15 protein-coding genes are annotated in these 17792 nt (G+C 63.8%); 9 read left to right on the top strand and 6 right to left on the bottom strand.

Going from position 1 to position 17792, the window contains the following annotated elements; all coding sequences use genetic code 11:
* The first annotated feature begins 2 nt into the window (after positions 1-2).
* The gene (gene deoC / locus GE253_RS16265) at positions 3-788 is read left to right on the top strand and encodes a deoxyribose-phosphate aldolase (RefSeq protein ID WP_153205191.1); all 786 of its coding nucleotides are present in this window, start codon (positions 3-5) and stop codon (positions 786-788) included.
* On the opposite strand, the gene GE253_RS16260 is transcribed toward deoC, so the two are convergent.
* Genes GE253_RS16260 through modA form a run of 3 tightly spaced genes read right to left on the bottom strand, consistent with a single transcriptional unit; the run spans position 782 to position 2947 of the window.
* Entirely contained in the window at positions 782-1429 is a 648-nt protein-coding gene (locus tag GE253_RS16260; protein ID WP_153205190.1) for an ATP-binding cassette domain-containing protein, read from the bottom strand. The two genes, deoC and GE253_RS16260, sit on opposite strands and share 7 nt — an antisense overlap.
* On the bottom strand, positions 1422-2123 hold the full coding sequence (gene modB, locus GE253_RS16255) for a molybdate ABC transporter permease subunit (protein WP_153205189.1): 702 nt from the start codon (positions 2121-2123) through the stop codon (positions 1422-1424). Before modB ends, GE253_RS16260 begins: the two co-directional genes overlap by 8 nt.
* Positions 2124-2173: 50 nt before the next feature.
* Positions 2174-2947 carry a molybdate ABC transporter substrate-binding protein gene (modA, locus tag GE253_RS16250; RefSeq protein ID WP_153205188.1) on the bottom strand — a complete coding sequence of 258 codons (774 nt, stop codon included), beginning with the start codon at positions 2945-2947 and terminating at the stop codon, positions 2174-2176.
* Between the two features lie 245 nt (positions 2948-3192).
* Between modA and GE253_RS16245 the strand changes: the two genes are divergently transcribed.
* The 7 genes from GE253_RS16245 (at position 3193) to GE253_RS16215 (ending at position 13245) form a co-directional block, all read left to right on the top strand.
* A complete protein-coding gene (locus GE253_RS16245) occupies positions 3193-4722 on the top strand; it encodes a DegQ family serine endoprotease (RefSeq protein WP_247878691.1) in 1530 nt (509 codons plus the stop codon).
* A 409-nt stretch (positions 4723-5131) separates the two neighbouring features.
* Positions 5132-5458, top strand: a complete 327-nt coding sequence (gene clpS, locus GE253_RS16240) for an ATP-dependent Clp protease adapter ClpS (RefSeq protein ID WP_089287647.1) — start codon at positions 5132-5134, stop codon at positions 5456-5458.
* A gap of 6 nt (positions 5459-5464) precedes the next feature.
* On the top strand, positions 5465-7768 hold the full coding sequence (clpA, locus tag GE253_RS16235) for an ATP-dependent Clp protease ATP-binding subunit ClpA (RefSeq protein ID WP_153205186.1): 2304 nt from the start codon (positions 5465-5467) through the stop codon (positions 7766-7768).
* A 266-nt stretch (positions 7769-8034) separates the two neighbouring features.
* Entirely contained in the window at positions 8035-8970 is a 936-nt protein-coding gene (locus GE253_RS16230; protein ID WP_173012676.1) for a DMT family transporter, read from the top strand.
* A 2-nt stretch (positions 8971-8972) separates the two neighbouring features.
* Positions 8973-9875 carry a DMT family transporter gene (locus tag GE253_RS16225; RefSeq protein ID WP_153205184.1) on the top strand — a complete coding sequence of 301 codons (903 nt, stop codon included), beginning with the start codon at positions 8973-8975 and terminating at the stop codon, positions 9873-9875.
* A 150-nt stretch (positions 9876-10025) separates the two neighbouring features.
* Positions 10026-12233, top strand: a complete 2208-nt coding sequence (gene glgX, locus GE253_RS16220) for a glycogen debranching protein GlgX (protein WP_153205183.1) — start codon at positions 10026-10028, stop codon at positions 12231-12233.
* Entirely contained in the window at positions 12226-13245 is a 1020-nt protein-coding gene (locus GE253_RS16215; protein ID WP_153205182.1) for a response regulator, read from the top strand. Before glgX ends, GE253_RS16215 begins: the two co-directional genes overlap by 8 nt.
* Before the next feature lie 159 nt (positions 13246-13404).
* Here the strand turns inward: GE253_RS16215 and GE253_RS16210 are convergent, their stop codons facing one another.
* Both GE253_RS16210 and GE253_RS16205 read right to left on the bottom strand, forming a co-directional pair.
* A complete protein-coding gene (locus GE253_RS16210; RefSeq protein ID WP_153205181.1) occupies positions 13405-14697 on the bottom strand; it encodes an adenylosuccinate synthase in 1293 nt (430 codons plus the stop codon).
* Positions 14698-14774: 77 nt separating this feature from the next.
* Entirely contained in the window at positions 14775-15938 is a 1164-nt protein-coding gene (locus GE253_RS16205; protein ID WP_153205180.1) for an ATP phosphoribosyltransferase regulatory subunit, read from the bottom strand.
* A 303-nt stretch (positions 15939-16241) separates the two neighbouring features.
* On the opposite strand from GE253_RS16205, the gene GE253_RS16200 reads away from it, so the two are divergent.
* Positions 16242-16730: an Hsp20/alpha crystallin family protein gene (locus GE253_RS16200; RefSeq protein WP_153205179.1), complete on the top strand. Its 489-nt coding sequence runs from the start codon at positions 16242-16244 to the stop codon at positions 16728-16730.
* A 68-nt stretch (positions 16731-16798) separates the two neighbouring features.
* Here the strand turns inward: GE253_RS16200 and GE253_RS16195 are convergent, their stop codons facing one another.
* Positions 16799-17521 carry a carbonic anhydrase gene (locus GE253_RS16195; RefSeq protein ID WP_247878690.1) on the bottom strand — a complete coding sequence of 241 codons (723 nt, stop codon included), beginning with the start codon at positions 17519-17521 and terminating at the stop codon, positions 16799-16801.
* Between the last annotated feature and the right edge of the window lie 271 nt (positions 17522-17792).

Genomic DNA, 17792 nt, shown 5'->3' with positions numbered 1-17792 from the left:
AAATGAAGCATGATTTCGATAGCGGAATAGATTCCGCCGCCATTGCCCGCCGTTGCCTGCCGCTGCTGGACCTGACCAGCCTGAATGATACCGACGATGCCGACAGCACGGCGGTTCTCTGTGCCAAGGCGGTGACGTCGGTGGGCAATGTTGCCGCTGTTTGCCTGTGGCCAAGCTTTGTTTCGCAGGCAAAACAGATTCTGGCCGGCACAGGCGTGAAGGTGGCGACCGTGGTGAATTTCCCCGGCGGTAGTTTCGGCGCCGAAAAGGTGGCGGCCCAGATCGCCGGTGCCCTGGCCGACGGGGCGGATGAGATCGATGTGGTGATGAACTATGCCGATGTGATGATGGGCGACGGCCGCCGCGCGGCCGAGCATCTGGCCGCCTGCCGGGCGGCCTGTGGCGAGACCACCATGAAGGTGATCTTGGAAAGCGGGTCGCTGGCCAAGCCGGTTTTCATTGAACGGGCCGCCGCCATCGCCGTGGCGGCGGGGGCGGATTTCCTGAAGACCTCCACCGGCAAGGTGCCGGCGGGGGCCACGCCCAGTGCCGCCCGCATCATGCTGGAAGCGGCCAAGGGCGCTGACCGCCGCGTCGGCTTCAAGGCATCGGGCGGTATCCGCGATCTGGAAACGGCGGCGGAATATCTGGCCCTGGCGGACCAGATTTGCGGGCCCAGCTGGGTGGGGCCGGACACGTTCCGCTTTGGTGCCTCCGGCCTGCTGGATGCTATTTTGGGCGCGCTGGGCGTGGCCCCCGGTCCGCAAGTGGGCAGCGCTGGTTATTGATCCGGGGCGGGTGCAGGGGTGGCCATGCCGCCTTCCACCCGCAACCAGCCGCCGGCCAGTCCGCGCAGTTCCCCCGGATGGTGGGTGACATAAAGCATGGGCAGGCGTGTCTGATCGTGCAGCCGGGCCAGATAGGGCAGCAGTTCGGCCTTGCGTGCCGCGTCCAACGCCGCCAGCGGTTCATCCAGCAAGATCAGGCGCGGGGCGGCCAGCAGGGCGCGGCCGATGGCAACCCGCTGCTTCTCCCCGCCTGACAGGTCACGCGGGCGACGGTCCAGCAGCGGGCCGATATCCAGCAGGTCGGTAATGTCGGCCAGCGTGGCCGGGGCCGGGGCCGGGGCCGGGTGGTGGGTGAACAGCCTTCCATAGCGCAAGTTCTGCCGCACGCTGAGATGCGGGAAAAGCCGCGCCTCTTGAAACACATAGCCGATGCGGCGGCGATGCGGCGGCAGATCGGTCAACGCTGTCCCGTCCAGCCGGATGTCACCGCTATGCGGGCGCAGCAGCCCGGCGATCAGGTTCAACAAGGTGGTCTTGCCGGCCCCGGATGGGCCGGTGATGGCGGTCAGGCCCGGCCCGGCGGCAAAACGGGCGGCGAGGGTGAAATCGCCGCGCCGATAGGTCAGGTCCAGATCAAGCATCCGTCCCCTCCACCCGCCGCCGTACCCGGCGGGCCAGCAACTCGCTGGCCACCAGGGCGATGATGGCAATCGCCGCCGATACCAAGGTCAGGCGCAGCGCCGGCCCGTCGCCGCCCGGCACCTGCAAATGGCTGTAAATGGCCGATGGCAGGGTCTGGGTGACACCGGGAATGTTGGACACAAAGGTGATGGTGGCCCCGAACTCCCCCAATGCCTTGGCAAAGCACAGGATGGCGCCGGCCACCACCCCCGGCAAGGCCAGCGGCAGGGTGACGGTGGCGAACACGGCCCAGGGCGGGGCCCCCAGCGTGCCGGCGGCCTGCTCCAGCCTTGTATCCACCGCCTCCAGCGACAGGCGGATGGCCCGCACCAGCAGGGGAAAGGCCATGACGGCACAGGCCAGCACCGCCCCGGTCCAGTTGAAGGCCAGCACAATGCCGATTTCCGCCAGCAATTTGCCAATCGGCCCCTGCCGCCCGAACAGAATCAACAGGATATAGCCGGTGACGACCGGCGGCAGCACCAGCGGCAGATGCACCAGCCCATCCAGCAGGATACGCCCTGGAAAGGGCCGTCGCGCCAGCAGCCAGGCCACCGCGATACCGGGGGGCAGGCTGACCAGCGTGGCCCAGGCCGCCACCTTCAGCGACAGCGCGATGGCCGTCCATTCCTCTGCTGTAAACCAGTCCGCCAAGGTTTGTCCTAATCTCCCTCAAACGCCGGGCGCCCTTCGCCGCTTTGGTTTCACTTCACCAGAACCGTAAATCCCTGTTCCTCAAAATGCCGCCGTGCCGCCGGGCTGGAAAGGAATTCCAGCAGCTTGGCTGCCCCGCCCTGGCTGCTGGCCAGCAAGGCAGCGGGGTATTCGATGGGGGCGTGGCTGGCGGGCGGGAAGGTGGCAACGATAGACACGCCCGGTTCGGCCCGCGCATCGCTGAGATAGACGATGCCGGCCGGTGCCTCCCCCCGCGCCACCAGGGCCAATGCCGCACGCACATTTTCGGCCTGGGCAATGCGGCCCTGCACCTTGTCCCACAGGCCCAGCTTGGTCAGTGCCGCCTTGCCATATTTACCGGCGGGCACGCCGGCCGTATCGGCCATGGCCAGCTTGCCATCGGCCCCCAACAGCGCGGGCAGGTCGGCAATGGTGCCGGGCTTGGCCCCGGCCTTTGCCACCAGCACCAGCTGGTTGCCCAGCAGCGTCACCCGGCTTTCCGGGCGGATCAGGTTCTGTTTGGCCAGATGGTCCATCCAATCCTGATCGGCGGAAATGAACATATCCGCCGGGGCCCCTGCTGCGATCTGCTTGGCCAGGGCGGAGGAGGCGGCATAGGAGACGGTGGCCGCCGCCCCGCCCTTGGCCTTGTAATCGGCCAGGGCATTATCCAGCGCCGTCTTCAGGCTGGCGGCGGCGAAGATGGTGACCGGCCGTTCCTGTGCCGGGCTGGGCACGGGCGACAGCATCAGCAGCAACCCAGCCAGCAGGCCGGCAATCACGGGGCAGCGAAGAAGCGACATGGCGGGCAACATCCTGGCAAGAGGGTTCCGTTATGCTTGAATGGATATAGCGTAAAAGAGCCGAGGGCGCCACCCCAGAACCCGGCCTTGGGGCCAGTTCGCCTACCCCGCAAGGATTTCTTCGCCTGTTGGGCCATTGCAGCCTATATTCCTGCGCATCGGTAGCCCGGTTGTCAGGGCGGGGCTGCCGGGGTGTCCCTGACAGGGCCGGTTATTCCATCGGCCGGGGCGCTGGATACATGCCCATGGAGATTGACGTGACGCATTTTTCCCCGTCCCTCGGCCGCCTGTCGTTCCGGCGGGCTGTGGCCCTGCCCTTCATGGCGGCGGCCCTGATTTTTGGTGATGTCTCCGTGGCGCTGGCCCAACGCGGCGCGCCGGAAAGCTTTGCGCCGCTGGCGGAAAAGACCCTGCCGGCGGTGGTGAACATCTCCACCTCGCAGACGATCCAGGCCAAGCCGGGCGGGCGCTCCCCCATCCCGATGCCGGAATTCCCGCCCGGTTCCCCGTTCGAGGAATTCTTCAAGGATTTCTACGAACGCCAGCAGCAGAACCAGGGCAAGCCGCGCCGCGCCCAATCGCTGGGCTCCGGCTTCATCATTGATGCCAGCGGCTATATCGTTACCAATAACCATGTGATCGATGGCGCCGACGAGATTACCGTCGTCTTCCAGGATGCCGACCATACGGAACTGAAGGCCAAGCTGATCGGCACCGACAAGGAGACCGATCTGGCCCTGCTGAAGGTGGAATCCAAGCAGAAGCTGACCGCCCTGAAATGGGGCAACAGCGATGAATTGAAGGTGGGCGACTGGGTGGTGGCCATCGGCAACCCGTTCGGCCTGGGCGGCACGGTCACCGCCGGCATCATTTCCGCCCGCGCCCGCGATATCGGGGCCGGCCGCTTCGATGATTTCCTGCAGACCGATGCCGCCATCAACCAGGGCAATTCCGGTGGCCCGCTGGTGAATGTGCAGGGCGAGATTGTCGGCATCAATACCGCCATTTTCAGCCGCACCGGCGACAGCGTGGGTATCGGCTTTGCCATCCCCGCCAACATGGCCCGCACCGTGATTGAAGAATTGCGCAAGGGCGGCAAGGTGCGGCGCGGCTGGCTGGGCGTGCAGATTCAGAGCGTGACGCCCGCCATCGCCGAAAGCATGGGCCTGCCCAGCGACAAGGGCGCCCTGGTCGGCACCGTCAGCGATGGCAGTCCCGCCGCTGCCGCCGGCCTGAAGCCGGGCGACGTGATCCTCAGCTTCGATGGCAAGGAGGTTGCCAATAACCGCGCCCTGCCGCGCATGGTGGCCGAAACCCCGGTGGGCAAGAAGGTGACGGTCGCCATCTCCCGCAAGGGGGTGAAGCAGAATGTCACCGTCACGCTGGCCGAGCTGCCGGCCAGCGTCGTGGACCCGGAGGCAGCCGAGGAAGAAGAACAGGCCAAGCCCGAAGCCAAGGCACAGCAGACCCAGGTGGAAGCGCTGGGGCTGACCCTGTCGCCGGTGACGCCGGCCCTGCGCCGCCAGTATGAACTGGCCGAAGATGCCAAGGGTGTGGTCATCGCCAAGGTCACCCCCGGCAGCGCTTCCCAGGCCCGCCAGTTGCGGCCGGGCGATCTGCTGCTGGAGGTGAGCCAGCAGGCGGTGGCAACGCCGGCGGACGTCCAGGCCAAGGTGGATGCCGCCCGCAAGGCCGGCCAGAAGGCGGTGCTGCTGCTGGTCGACCGCAAGGGTGAACAGCAGTTCCTGGCTTTGCCGCTGGAAGCGGAAAAATAATACCAACCCGCCGAAAGGTTGACCTTTCGGCGGGTTGGAGGCCGGCGACCGCCGGCCCGCGGGCTCATGCCCGCGTAAGCCAAGGCGGCGGATGCCGCCGCCCGGCGTATGAGGGAACGCGAACTCTCCCTGGCTCGGTCACGATCAAGGCAGATTGGTATAGTTCTTCCCGCATTTTGGGACAGGCCCGGCGACACCCCGTCGCCGGGCCGTTTTTTTGCCTTAATGCCAGGGGCCAAATGGCTTTGCCGGGTGTTTATCCGGCACTGGTGTCTCCGGGCATCATTTCAAGGGGAAAAAGAATCGGCGAAAGGAGTGTCAGAGCTGCGATTCAGCCCTTCCAACCGGGCCTGTTCATTTCATATGATCCTTCAGGATACCCGGGGATTTTAAGTGATTGTTGAGCATCATGGCGGATCATGACAAGCACGGGAATGAGGGGACCGTGACGGGCGTGGTCGTAAAGGCCAAGCCCAAGACGAAAAAACCCTCGATGTACAAGGTGTTGATGCTGAACGACGACTACACTCCCATGGAGTTTGTGGTCGACGTGCTGGAACGGTTCTTCAACAAGAACCGGGACGAGGCGACGCGGATCATGTTGCAGGTGCATCGCCGTGGCGTCGGCGTCTGTGGTGTGTTCACCTATGAAGTGGCGGAAACCAAAGTGACGCAGGTGATGGATTTCGCCCGCCAGCACCAGCATCCTCTGCAATGTACCCTGGAGAAGGATTAGCGCCTCATGCTGTCGCGTAATCTCGAACAGACGCTGCACCGGGCTCTCGGCAACGCCAACCAGCGGCGTCACGAGTACGCAACCCTGGAACATCTTCTGCTGGCGCTGACCGAGGATCAGGACGCGTTGGCCGTCCTTCGGGCCTGCGGGGTGGATGTCACCAAGCTGCGGGCCGAACTGATCGAATATCTCGACAGCGAGCTGTCCAACCTTGTCACCAGCCGGTCGGAGGATGCCAAGCCCACCGCCGGTTTCCAGCGCGTGCTGCAACGCGCCGCCATTCATGTGCAAAGCTCCGGCCGTGAGGAAGTGACGGGTGCCAATGTGCTGGTCGCCCTGTTCTCCGAACGCGAGAGCCATGCCGTCTATTTCCTGCAGGAGCAGGAAATGACGCGCTTCGACGCGGTCAATTACATCTCTCACGGCATCGCCAAAGCCCCTGGACGCGCAGAGACAAAGCGCGTTTCCGGCGCCGACGATGACGCCCAGGCGGAGAAGGTCGTGAAGAAAGGCACTGAAGCGCTTGAAGCCTATTGCGTCAACCTCAACAAAAAGGCCGCCGGCGGCAAGATCGACCCGCTGATCGGCCGGGAGCAGGAGGTGGAGCGGACGATCCAGATCCTCTGCCGCCGCTCCAAGAACAACCCGCTCTATGTCGGCGATCCCGGCGTCGGCAAGACGGCCATCGCCGAAGGGCTGGCCCGCCGCATCGTCCATGGCGAAGTGCCCGACGTGCTGAAAAATGCCGTCATCTTCGGGCTGGATATGGGCTCCCTGCTGGCCGGCACCCGCTATCGCGGGGATTTTGAGGAACGGCTGAAGGCCGTGGTCTCGGAGCTGGAGGCGCTGGAAGGCTCCATCCTGTTCATCGACGAGATTCACACCGTCATCGGCGCCGGGGCCACCAGCGGCGGGGCGATGGATGCCAGCAACCTGCTGAAGCCGGCCCTGGCATCGGGTGCGCTGCGCTGCATCGGCAGCACCACCTATAAGGAATATCGCTCCTATTTCGAGAAGGACCGCGCCCTGGTGCGGCGCTTCCAGAAGATCGACGTCAATGAGCCGTCGATTGAGGATGCGATCAAGATCCTGGAAGGGATCAAGACCTATTACGAGTCGTACCACAAGATCCGCTACACCAAGGATGCCATCCGCTCGGCGGTGGAACTGTCGGCCAAGTATATTGGTGACCGCAAGCTGCCCGACAAAGCCATCGATGTGATTGATGAGGTGGGGGCGGCCCAGGCGCTGATCCCGGAAAGCAAGCGCAAGAAGACCATCACCCAGAAGGATGTGGAAGCGGTGGTGGCCAAGATCGCCCGCATCCCACCGAAATCCATCAGCCGCGACGACAAGGAGACGCTGCTGAACCTGGAGCGCGACCTGAAGACGATGGTTTTCGGGCAGAATACGGCGATCGAGGCGCTGGTGTCGGCCATCAAGCTGGCCCGCGCCGGCCTGCGTGATGCGGAAAAGCCGATTGGCAATTATCTGTTCTCCGGCCCCACCGGGGTGGGCAAGACAGAAGTGGCCAAGCAGCTTTCCCGCACGCTGGGGATCGAACTGGTCCGCTTCGATATGTCCGAATATATGGAGCGCCACACGATCAGCCGGCTGATCGGTGCCCCGCCGGGCTATGTCGGCTTTGATCAGGGCGGCCTGCTGACGGACGCCATCGACCAGCATCCGCATTGCGTGCTGCTGCTGGATGAGATCGAGAAGGCGCATCCCGATCTGTACAATATCCTTCTGCAGGTCATGGATCATGGCAAGCTGACGGACCATAACGGCAAGATCGTCGATTTCCGCAACGTCATCCTGATCATGACCACCAATGCCGGTGCTGCCGACATGGCCAAACCCGCCATCGGCTTTGGCCGGGAGGCGCGGGTGGGTGAGGATAAGGAAGCGATCAACAAGGCGTTCTCGCCGGAATTCCGCAACCGCCTGGATGCGATCATCCCCTTCAGCAATCTGGGCCCGGAAACGGTGACCCGGGTGGTGGACAAGTTCATCATGGAGCTGGAGGCCCAGCTTTCCGACCGTGGCGTGACCATCGACCTGTCGGACGATGCCCGCGAATGGCTGGCCAAGGAAGGCTACGATCCGGTGATGGGGGCCCGTCCGCTGGCCCGCACCATCCAGGAACATGTGAAGAAACCGCTGGCGGAGGAACTGCTGTTCGGTCGCCTGTCCAAGGGCGGTGCCGTGTGGGTAGTGCTGAACAAGGAAGGCAAGGGCCTGTCCTTCGATTATGCCGAGCCTAAGGGCGGCAAACAGGAAGACAAGGTGGAAGAACTGGTGGTCTGATTTTCGCGCACCATACCAACGATATGACCCGCCGAAGAAATTCGGCGGGTTTTTCATGATGCCACCATCATGATATCAAGAGCATGAAGCATGTTTTTGGGTATTTTCGACAACCGGCGGTTAGGCCCAAGCCGGTAGCCCCCCTTCGCCCGCAGGGGCGACATGCGGCAGTCCCGCTATCCCCCTGCCCCGGCGCAGCGTATTTTCAGGCAGAGGCGCTGGCAAGCATCGCCAGCCTCCACCCCTGCCGTCTGGTCTGTTTCCCCATGTCCGCCGCACCTTCCACAGCATCCGCCGGGTTCTCCCAGGAGGAGAATTTTCCGTTGGGTATCCTGTTGGCCTTCCTGGCCTTTGCCGGTTACAGCATCATGGATGTGACGGTGAAGATGCTGGTGAAGCATTATGCCGTGCCACAGGTCATTGTCTTCAATAGCCTGTTTGCCTTCATCCCCATCATCCTCTATGCCCTGAAAACCGGCGGGCTGTGGCGCAACCTGCGCACCCGCCGGCCGCACTTCCATGCCGCCCGCGCGCTCTGCGGCATCTGTTCGGGTTTTCTGGGCTTCTATGCCTATTCCCAGATGCCGATTGCCGATGTCTATGCGCTGGCCTTCACCGCACCCTTGTTCATCACCGCCCTGGCCGTGCCGGTGCTGAAGGAACAGGTGGGCTGGCGGCGCTGGACGGCCGTGGGCATTGGCTTTCTGGGGGTGATGGTGATGCTGCGGCCCGGCAGCGGGCTGTTGAACCCGGCGGCCTTTGCAGCATTGGGCGGGGCGTTCTTCTATTCCATCGGCATGTTGATTTCCCGGCTGATGCGCGGCACGGAAAGCAGCGTCTCCTTCGCCTTTTATTCCACGCTGGCCAGCACCCTGGTCTATGGCAGCATGATGCCCTGGCTGGGCAAAATGCCGACATGGCCGCATCTGGGCCTGTCGGCCCTGGGCGGCACCGTCTGCGGCATCGCCTTTGTCTGCCTGCTGACGGCGTTCCGCAAGGTGCCGGCCGCCGTGGCCGCCCCCTTCCAATATACCCAGATCATCTGGGGCGTGCTCTATGGCTATACCTTCTTCGGGGATATGCCGGACCATACCCTGTTCATCGGCGTGGCGATCGTGATCTCGTCGGGCCTTTATATCCTGTACCGTGAAACGCGGCTGGGCCGGCAGGTGGCCGCCCAGCCGGTGGCCGAGGGAGCCTGACCATGGGCGGCAAGTCACTGATCGGCATCGCCTGGTTTCAGGTAGCGATTCTCTGCTTCGCGGTGATGGATGCTGTCATCAAGTATCTGACGGCAGATTTCGGCACCTGGCAGATCATGTTCTTCCGGGGTTTCTTCTCCCTGATCCCCATTGCCGTGCTGATGGTACGGTCGGGCGGGCTGGGCACGCTGCGCACCAGCCACCTTTTATCGCATGTTGGCCGGGCCCTGATCGGCATCGCTGCCGCCTTCTGCTTCTTCTATGCCTATTCCATCATGCCGCTGGCCGATGCCTATGCCATCGGCTTTGCCGGGCCTTTGTTCATGACGGCCCTGTCGGTGCCGGTGCTGAAGGAAAAGGTGGGCTGGCGGCGCTGGCTGGCCGTACTGGTGGGGTTTGCCGGCGTCATCGTCATGCTGCGGCCGGGACAGGGCATGTTGACGCTGACGGCCCTGGTGCCGCTGGCCGCTGCCGCCTTCTATGCGCTGACCATGCTTTATGTCCGCGTGCTGGCGCGGACGGAAAGCAATGCCGCCATCACCTTCTATTTCGTCACCACCATGTCGGCCATGGCCGCCATCGCCATGATCCCGGAATGGCGCACGCCGCAGGGCTGGCAATGGCTGCTGCTGATCATGGTGGGGGTGATCGGCGGCGTGGCACAGATCGCTTTCACCCAGGCCTTCCGACTGACCAGCCCGTCGCTGCTGGCCCCGTTCGAATATACGGCGATGATCTGGGCCGTGCTGTTCGGCTATCTCCTGTTCGGTGATATTCCGGATAAGGCCATCTGGATCGGCGGCGCCATCGTGGTGGCGGCCGGGCTGTACATCATCCACCGCGAAACCGTGCTGCACCGGCAGATCACCAGCAACAGCCGCCCCGCTGGGGAAACGGGAAGGTAACCCCCTCCCCTTCCCCTGGGTTGAAGCGCGGTTATGCGGCACTTGCATAAGCAGGGCTTGGCGCAGCCCCCGGCTGTTGGCATTGTGCAGAGCGAAGAGCTACCGGTATCAAGGCCGGCAGAGCGGCGTCATAAAGGGGCAGGGTCGGGGATGCGAACAACAGGGGCTGCGCGAAGCACCGTCTGGCCGGGTCGTCCCCATCCGCTGGGGGCCACCTGGGACGGTTTCGGGGTGAATTTCGCCCTGTTTTCCGCCCATGCCGAAAAGGTGGAACTCTGCCTGTTCGCCAGCGATGGCGTGCGGGAGATTGAACGGATCACCCTGCCGGAATGCACCGATGATGTCTGGCACGCCTATCTGCCTGATGCGCGGCCCGGCCAGCTTTATGGCTATCGCGTGCATGGGCCCTATGACCCGTCGCGCGGGCACCGGTTCAACCCCAACAAGCTGTTGCTGGACCCCTATGCCAAGGCGCTGGAAGGACCGATGCGCTGGTCGGATGCGCATTTCGGCTATCGCGTCGGGGCGGCCAAGGAAGATCTCTCGCTGGACCGGCGCGACAATGCGCGCGGGATGCCGAAATGCCGGGTGATCGACCCGGCCTTCACCTGGGGCAGCGAACGCCGCCCCAACATCCCCTGGACCGACACCATCATCTATGAAGCGCATGTCCGTGGGCAGACGCTGAACCATCCCGATGTGCCGCCGGGAATGCGCGGCTCCTTCAACGGCCTGGCCAGCCAGGCCATGATCGACCATCTGAAGGGGCTGGGCGTGACGGCGGTGGAGCTGCTGCCCGTCCATGCCTTCACCGATGACCGGCATCTGGTGGAACGGTCGCTGCATAATTACTGGGGCTATGCCAGCATCGGCTTTTTCGCACCCGAACCACGCTATATGACCGGGCGGTCGACGCGTGAATTCAAAAGCATGGTGGCCCGCCTGCATGATGCCGGGATCGAGGTGATTCTGGATGTCGTCTATAACCACACGGGCGAGGGCAACCATCTGGGCCCCACCCTGTCGTTCCGCGGTATCGACAATGCCAGCTATTACCTGCTGCAACCGCAGGATAAGCGCTTCTATCAGGATCATACGGGCACGGGGAACACGTTGAACCTTGCCCACCCCCGCGTGTTGCAGATGGTGATGGACAGTCTGCGCTATTGGGTTGGGGAAATGCATGTCGATGGTTTCCGCTTCGATCTGGCGACAACCCTTGCCCGCGAGGCCCATGGCTATGACCCCGGCAGCGGCTTTCTGGATGCCGTGCGGCAAGACCCGCTGCTGGCCGGCGCAAAGATGATCGCGGAACCGTGGGATATCGGCCCCGGCGGCTATCGCGTCGGGCAATACCCGTCAGGCTGGAGCGAGTGGAACGACCGATTCCGCGACACCACCCGCCGTTTCTGGCGCGGGGATGAAGGGATGTTGCCGGAACTGGCGGCGCGCCTGACCGGATCGGCCGACCTGTTCGACCATGGGCACCGCCGCCCCTGGTCCAGCATCAATTTCGTCACCTCGCATGATGGCTTCACCCTGGCCGACCTCAACGCCTATGAGGTGAAGCACAATGAGGCCAATCAGGAGGGCAACCGCGACGGGCACGATGCCAATTTCTCCGCCAATTACGGGGTAGAGGGGCCGACGGATGACCCCGCCATCCTGGCGCTGCGCCACCGGCAGGCCCGCAACCTATTGGCCACCCTGCTGTTTTCCCAGGGCACGCCGATGATCCTGGGAGGGGATGAGCTGTTGCGCAGCCAGCAGGGCAATAACAACGCCTATTGCCAGGACAACCCGGTGAGTTGGACGGACTGGGAGGGCACCGGCATTGCCGGCCGAGCGATGACCCGCTTTGTCGCGCGGCTGACAACATTGCGCCGCCAGCACCCGGTGCTGCGGCGCGGCCGCTTCCTGCATGGGCGGGAGGTCTCGGCCCACAGCGTCAAGGATGTCACCTGGATCAACCCGCAGGGCACGGAAAAGGCGCCGGATCAATGGCGCGACAGCCAGGCCCGCTGCCTGGGCCTGTTGCTGAACGGGCGGGCGGGGGTGCATCCCGGCCATGATGGCGCGCCGCTGCTGGATGAGGTGCTGTTGCTGATCGTTAATGCCACGCCGGAACCCGTGCCCTTCATTCTGCCTTCCGTGCCAGGGGGCAATGCCTGGCACTGTCTGCTGGATACCGGTTCCGCCACGGGGGAACCGACGGCCAGTCCCGGCCCGCTGCTGCCCGTGACCGGCCAGCCGGTCACCCTGCCCGGCCGCAGCTGCTGGCTTTATCAATTGGTGGATAATATCGCGGACCCGGCAGTTGCAGCCGATACCGGTCCGGAAGGGTCGGCCCATGCCTGATATTGATTTCCGTCCCATCCAGGTGATGATCGTCGACAAGGACAGCAATACGCGCCGTCTGCTGCGGGGTATTCTGTCCCGGTTGGGTATCGACAAGATCACCGATTTGCCCAACACCACCGATGTGCCGGCAGCGCTGCTGGCCAGCCCACCGGACCTGCTGTTCATCGATGCCGACGCGGCAGAGCCGGAGGGGCTGCGCTTTGTGCAGAATCTGCGCCATGCGCAGCAGCCGCATAATCCCTTCCTCTGCATCATCGCCATGACCTGGCAGCCCACCCAGCCGCTGATGATGCGCTTCACCGCGTCGGGGGCCGATGATCTGATGGTGAAGCCGTTCAGCGCCAAGCAGGTGCAAGACCGGCTGACCAACCTGATCGACGGGCGCAAGGGCTTTGTCGTCACGGCCGATTATATCGGCCCGGACCGGCGACGCCAGCCGCGGGAAGGGCTGCAGATCCCCCTGTTCAACGTGCCCAACAGCCTGCGCCTGAAAGTAACGGGCCTGTTCGACAAGGCCCGCATCAATGATGCTGTGGCCGACGCGCTGGAGGCCATCAATGTACAGAAGGTGGTGCGCGGCGGTTTCCAGCTGGCTTTCCTGGCTGAATTCGCCGCACCGGGCGCCGGTGCCGGCGGCGACAAGATGGCGGCCGACCACCTGCTGCGCATCGGCCCGGTGCTGGATGATCTGATGCGGCGGCTGCGGCCGGATTCGGACCTGCGGCCGACGCTGGAAACCTACGCCACCACCATCCGCGCCACGCTGGAGGCCTTCAAGGCGGCACCGGACAAGCCGGCCGGCGGGATGCCGGCTCTGCTGGCCGCCGCTATCGGTATCGCCGCCGCCACCTCCCGCCGGTCCAACATTGCCGTGGTGGAACAGGAAGTGCGGGGGGCGGTGACCAGCTATCGCAACCGTCTGGCGGAAATCACCCAGGCCAAGGCCGCCCCGGCCGCTGTGGCAACGCCTGTGCCGACCGGGGCCACGGTCGAAAAAGAGGTGCAGTAACACCCATCTCCCTTGATCGTGACCGATCAAGGGAGATTTTGCGTTTCCTCGGGCGCCGGGCGGGCGCATCCGCGCCCTTGGCTCACGCGGGCACGAGGTGCTGAGCGGCGGTCGCCGGCTTCAAAGCCGCCTAAAGGTCAACCTTTGGGCGGCTTGGTATCAGCCCTCGAACGGGTCTTTCATCAGGATCGTGTCGTCGCGTTCCGGGCTGGTGGACAGCAGCGTCACCGGCGCTTCGATCAGTTCCTCGATCCGGCGGACATATTTCACCGCCGCCGCCGGCAGGTCGGCCCAGGAACGGGCACCCTGGGTGCTTTCGCTCCAACCCTCGAACGTCTCATAGACCGGCTTCACCTCGGCCTGTGCCGTCTGGCCGGCGGGCAGGTGCTGGATCACCTCGCCCTGATAGTCGTAGCCGACGCAGACCTTCAGCTCATCGAACCCATCCAGCACGTCCAGCTTGGTCAGGGCGATGCCGGTGATACCGCCGGTCTTGATCGCCTGACGCACCATCACGGCGTCAAACCAGCCGCAACGGCGCTTGCGACCGGTGACGGTGCCAAATTCATGGCCACGGATGCCCAGCTTCTCCCCCGTCTCATCCAGCAGTTCCGTGGGGAACGGGCCGGAGCCGACGCGGGTGGTGTAAGCCTTGGTGATGCCCAGCACATAGCCGACCAAGCCCGGCCCCATGCCCGACCCGGCGGCGGCATTGCCGGCCACCGTGTTGGAGGAGGTGACGAACGGGTAGGTACCGTGATCCACGTCCAGCATGGCGCCCTGGGCGCCTTCGAACAGGATGCGCTTGCCCTGGCGGCGGGCTTCATCCAGCCGCTTCCAGACCACGGCGCTGTAGGGCAGCAGGCGGGGAGCGACTTCGCGCAGCTGGGCCAGCACCTCTTCCTGCTTCAACTCCTCGGCCCCGAGGCCACGCAGCAGGGCATTGTGATGGAACAGCAGCTGTTCCACCTTCTGTTCCAGCACGGCTTCGTCAGCCAGATCGCAGACGCGGATGGCGCGGCGGGCCACCTTGTCTTCATAGGCAGGTCCAATGCCGCGACCGGTGGTGCCGATCTTGTTGACGCCGCGCGCTTCCTCGCGCGCCTTGTCCACAGCGCTGTGCAGCGGCAGGATCAGGGCGCAGTTTTCCGCGACCAGCAGCGTGTCGGGCGTGATCTCCACGCCCTTTTCCCGGATGGCGTCGATTTCCCGCAGCAAGGCCCAGGGATCGACCACCACGCCATTGCCGATCACCGACAGTTTGCCGGGACGAACAACGCCGCTGGGCAGCAGCGACAGCTTGTAAACGACGCCGTTGATCACCAGCGTATGGCCAGCATTGTGGCCGCCCTGGAAGCGGACCACCACGTCGGCACGGCTGGACAGCCAGTCAACGATCTTGCCCTTGCCCTCGTCGCCCCACTGGGAACCGACGACCGCCACATTGGCCATGATTCTCTCCGCTCTTTTCGCAAGGGAACAGCCCCCTCGCACCTGGGAGGGGACCGCTCCATGGACATTAAATCAGGTTATAACGCTTCCGGCACGCCCTGGCGCAGCAGGTGGGAGCAGCCCAGCCGCTTCGCCTCCGCCGTCAGATCATCGCTGGCATCCATGGCGGCAACCGTGTGCCAGCCCTGGGCGCGCAGGGCCGACGCCTCGGCATAATCCGTGCCCAGCGGCAACAGCACGCGACGCACCGGCTGGGGGCCGGGGATGGCACGCAACACCGTGTCGGTGAAGATGGTAAGGCCGGTGGCAGGTTCCCCCACGGGGTTGTCACCGCCGGTGCGGTAACGCCCGCCACGCCCCACCTCGCCGCGCACACCGCGCGCGAACAGGGTGAAGCTGACACCGGTTTGATATTCAAAGCCGCGCATTTCCACCGGATCGATGGTCACGGCCAGATGTGGTGCCGCCTTGCCGATCAGCGCCACCACCTCGGTCAGGCGCTGGCGGGCGGCCTCTGCCACCGGCGGCAGCTCGATGGCGGCCAGCCGTTCGACGGCCGCCGGGGCCGGGCCGCTGGCGCCCAGAATGGCGCTGAACAGGTCCGCATGGGGGCCGGCAGCCTCCGCCAGCGCCTTGGCATCCCGGTGATCCAGGGCCGCGCGCAGGCGGTCATAATCATCACCGGTCAGGTTCAGGGCCTGGGCCACGGCCGGCACCAGGGTGGGCACGGTCAGATCAATGGAAACGCCCTTGGCGCCCACGGCAGCCAGGGCCGAGGCGGCCAGCAGGACGATTTCGGCATCTGCCTCGGCCCGGTCGGGGCCGATCAGTTCCACGCCGACCTGGCCGAACTGGCGTTCCTGGCGCAGGCTGCTGCCCTTCACGCGCAGCACCTGGCCGGCATAGGACAGGCGCAGCGGCCGGGCAGCCTTGCGCAGCCGGGTGGCGGCGATGCGCGCCACCTGGGGCGTCATGTCCGACCGGACACCCATCATGCGCTGGGAGACCGGGTCCATGATGCGGAACGTCTGGTTGGCCAATGCTGCGGCGGAGCCGGAAAGCAGCCCCTCCTCAAATTCCACCAGCGGCGGTTTCACCCGCTCATAACCATGGCGATGAAATTCCTTCAGCAGGCGGCCAACAATCTGCGCCTCATGCTCCGCATCCGGCGGCAGCAGGTCACGCAATCCGGTAGGCAGCAATGCCTTGGCGGCCAGCGCCTTGGTGGGCGTATCGCTCATGGGGCAGGAACCGATGTTTCATACATGCCAATGGCCGGGGGTGGCCCCCCAACACCGGTAACCGGTCTTAGCCCACACCCCGCCTTCACGCAAACGCAAAGGAAGACCGGCACAGCGCGGCTGCCCTGCGTGCGTGCGGGGCCGACCTGACCGTTGCCCCAACGTTTCCGATTTGACGCATATCAAAGCGTCCCTGGAAAGCCCGTCATAGTATCACTCTCGTCCCGATAGATCGGCCGGGTGCCGGTATCTTTTCACTGCCCGGCTGGTTTTCCGCCATTTGCCAGAGCGAGAGGTGCCGCCATGGATTTCAAATCCCTGATGCCGTTCGGCCGCCACGATGTCGCGCAGCGCGCCGAAGACGGATTTACCAGCCTGCGCCGGGAGATGGACCGGCTGTTCGACAGCTTCACCCGTGAATGGGCGGTTCCGCCCACCGCCGGTACCGGCTTCATCACCCCCAAGGTCGATGTCGTGGAAAATGACAAGGGGCTGGTGCTGACCGCCGAACTGCCGGGCATAGAGGTCAAGGATATCAGCCTGGACATCACCGACGGAATGCTGACCCTGAAGGCGGAACGCAAGGATGAACGGGAGGAAAAGGACGAGAAGACCCAATATCATCTGGTCGAACGGTCCTACGGCACGTTCCTGCGCCGTTTCACCTTACCCTTCCTGGCGGACGAGGAAAAGGTGGAGGCTGGATTCGACAAGGGCGTGCTGACCGTCACCATCCCCCGTGCTGCCCTGCCGGAAAAGACGGTCAAGAAGATTGAGGTGAAGCCGGGCTGAGGCGGCGCAAGGCCATGTTAAGGCGAAGGGCCAGCACCGCATGACGGATGCCGGCCCTTCGCCCCCGATTATTTCTTTTCCGCCGTCTGCAACACGAACCGCCGGTTTTGCGGCTGTACCGGACGGGCGTTGTCCGGGAACAAGGCGGCGAACTTGTCTATCTGCGCCTGCGACAGGGTAATGGGCTGTTTCAGCACCACCCAATGCACCACCTCCGAACAGGGCGGGGTGGTCAGGGAGCCTTCATAACGGAAATAATCATGGCCGGCCGGCACCAGCTTGGCCAGGTCCAGAGCCAGTTCCTTGTCAGCCTTCCCTTCCTTGATCGGCATCGCGGCCCAGACGGGGGTCAGGGTGGTATTTTCCGGGCCCGGCACGATCATCACCCCCAGCACCGCCAACTGGCCGGTCTGGGCATTCTTGTGAACCAGATGCAGCTCCATCGGTGCCTTCTTGTCCGCCACCTCATGCTCGCTTGGGTGGTGGAAATGGAACTGCACCAGATCATAACGCTGGCCTTCCAGGTCGATGGAGGCACCGGGCTGGATATTGGCCTGAATGGTATGGCCATTATTGACGATGCTGGCCGTTTCCTTGGGATAGCTGATGCCGATCGGTCCCAGTTGGGCCGGCACGGCCCCTGTGATATCGATCGGTGATTGCGCCTGCCCGGCTTCGCAGGCCGCGAAATCGGGCGAAAGCTTGCCCCAGGCGACAGGGCCTTCCGCCCCTTCATAAGTCCAATGGGTATGCGCCCCCTCGGCAAAGGCCGGAGCGGCAAAGGTCAACATCAAGGATGTGAAAGCGACTGCAAGACGTGGAGACATGGCACACCATCGGCGTGTTGTTGGGGAACCTGATTTAATTCCCCCGGCCCATAATGTTCGTGGTTATAAAGGTCACACATGCGTTAATTGAATGTTTTCATAAAGAAAAATATGGATTCTGTTAAATAAATCCAGAAAAACTACAGGAAATTAAGTATTTAAATTTATATAACTCATAATAATTTTTAATAAAATTCATAAAGAAAGAAAAATAATATTTTAACTCATGAAAACC

It is taken from the genome of Niveispirillum sp. SYP-B3756 (genome assembly GCF_009495745.1).
Taxonomy (GTDB): domain Bacteria; phylum Pseudomonadota; class Alphaproteobacteria; order Azospirillales; family Azospirillaceae; genus Niveispirillum.
Note: the sequence above shows the minus strand (reverse complement) of the source record. Positions and strands in the feature narration are given on the sequence as shown.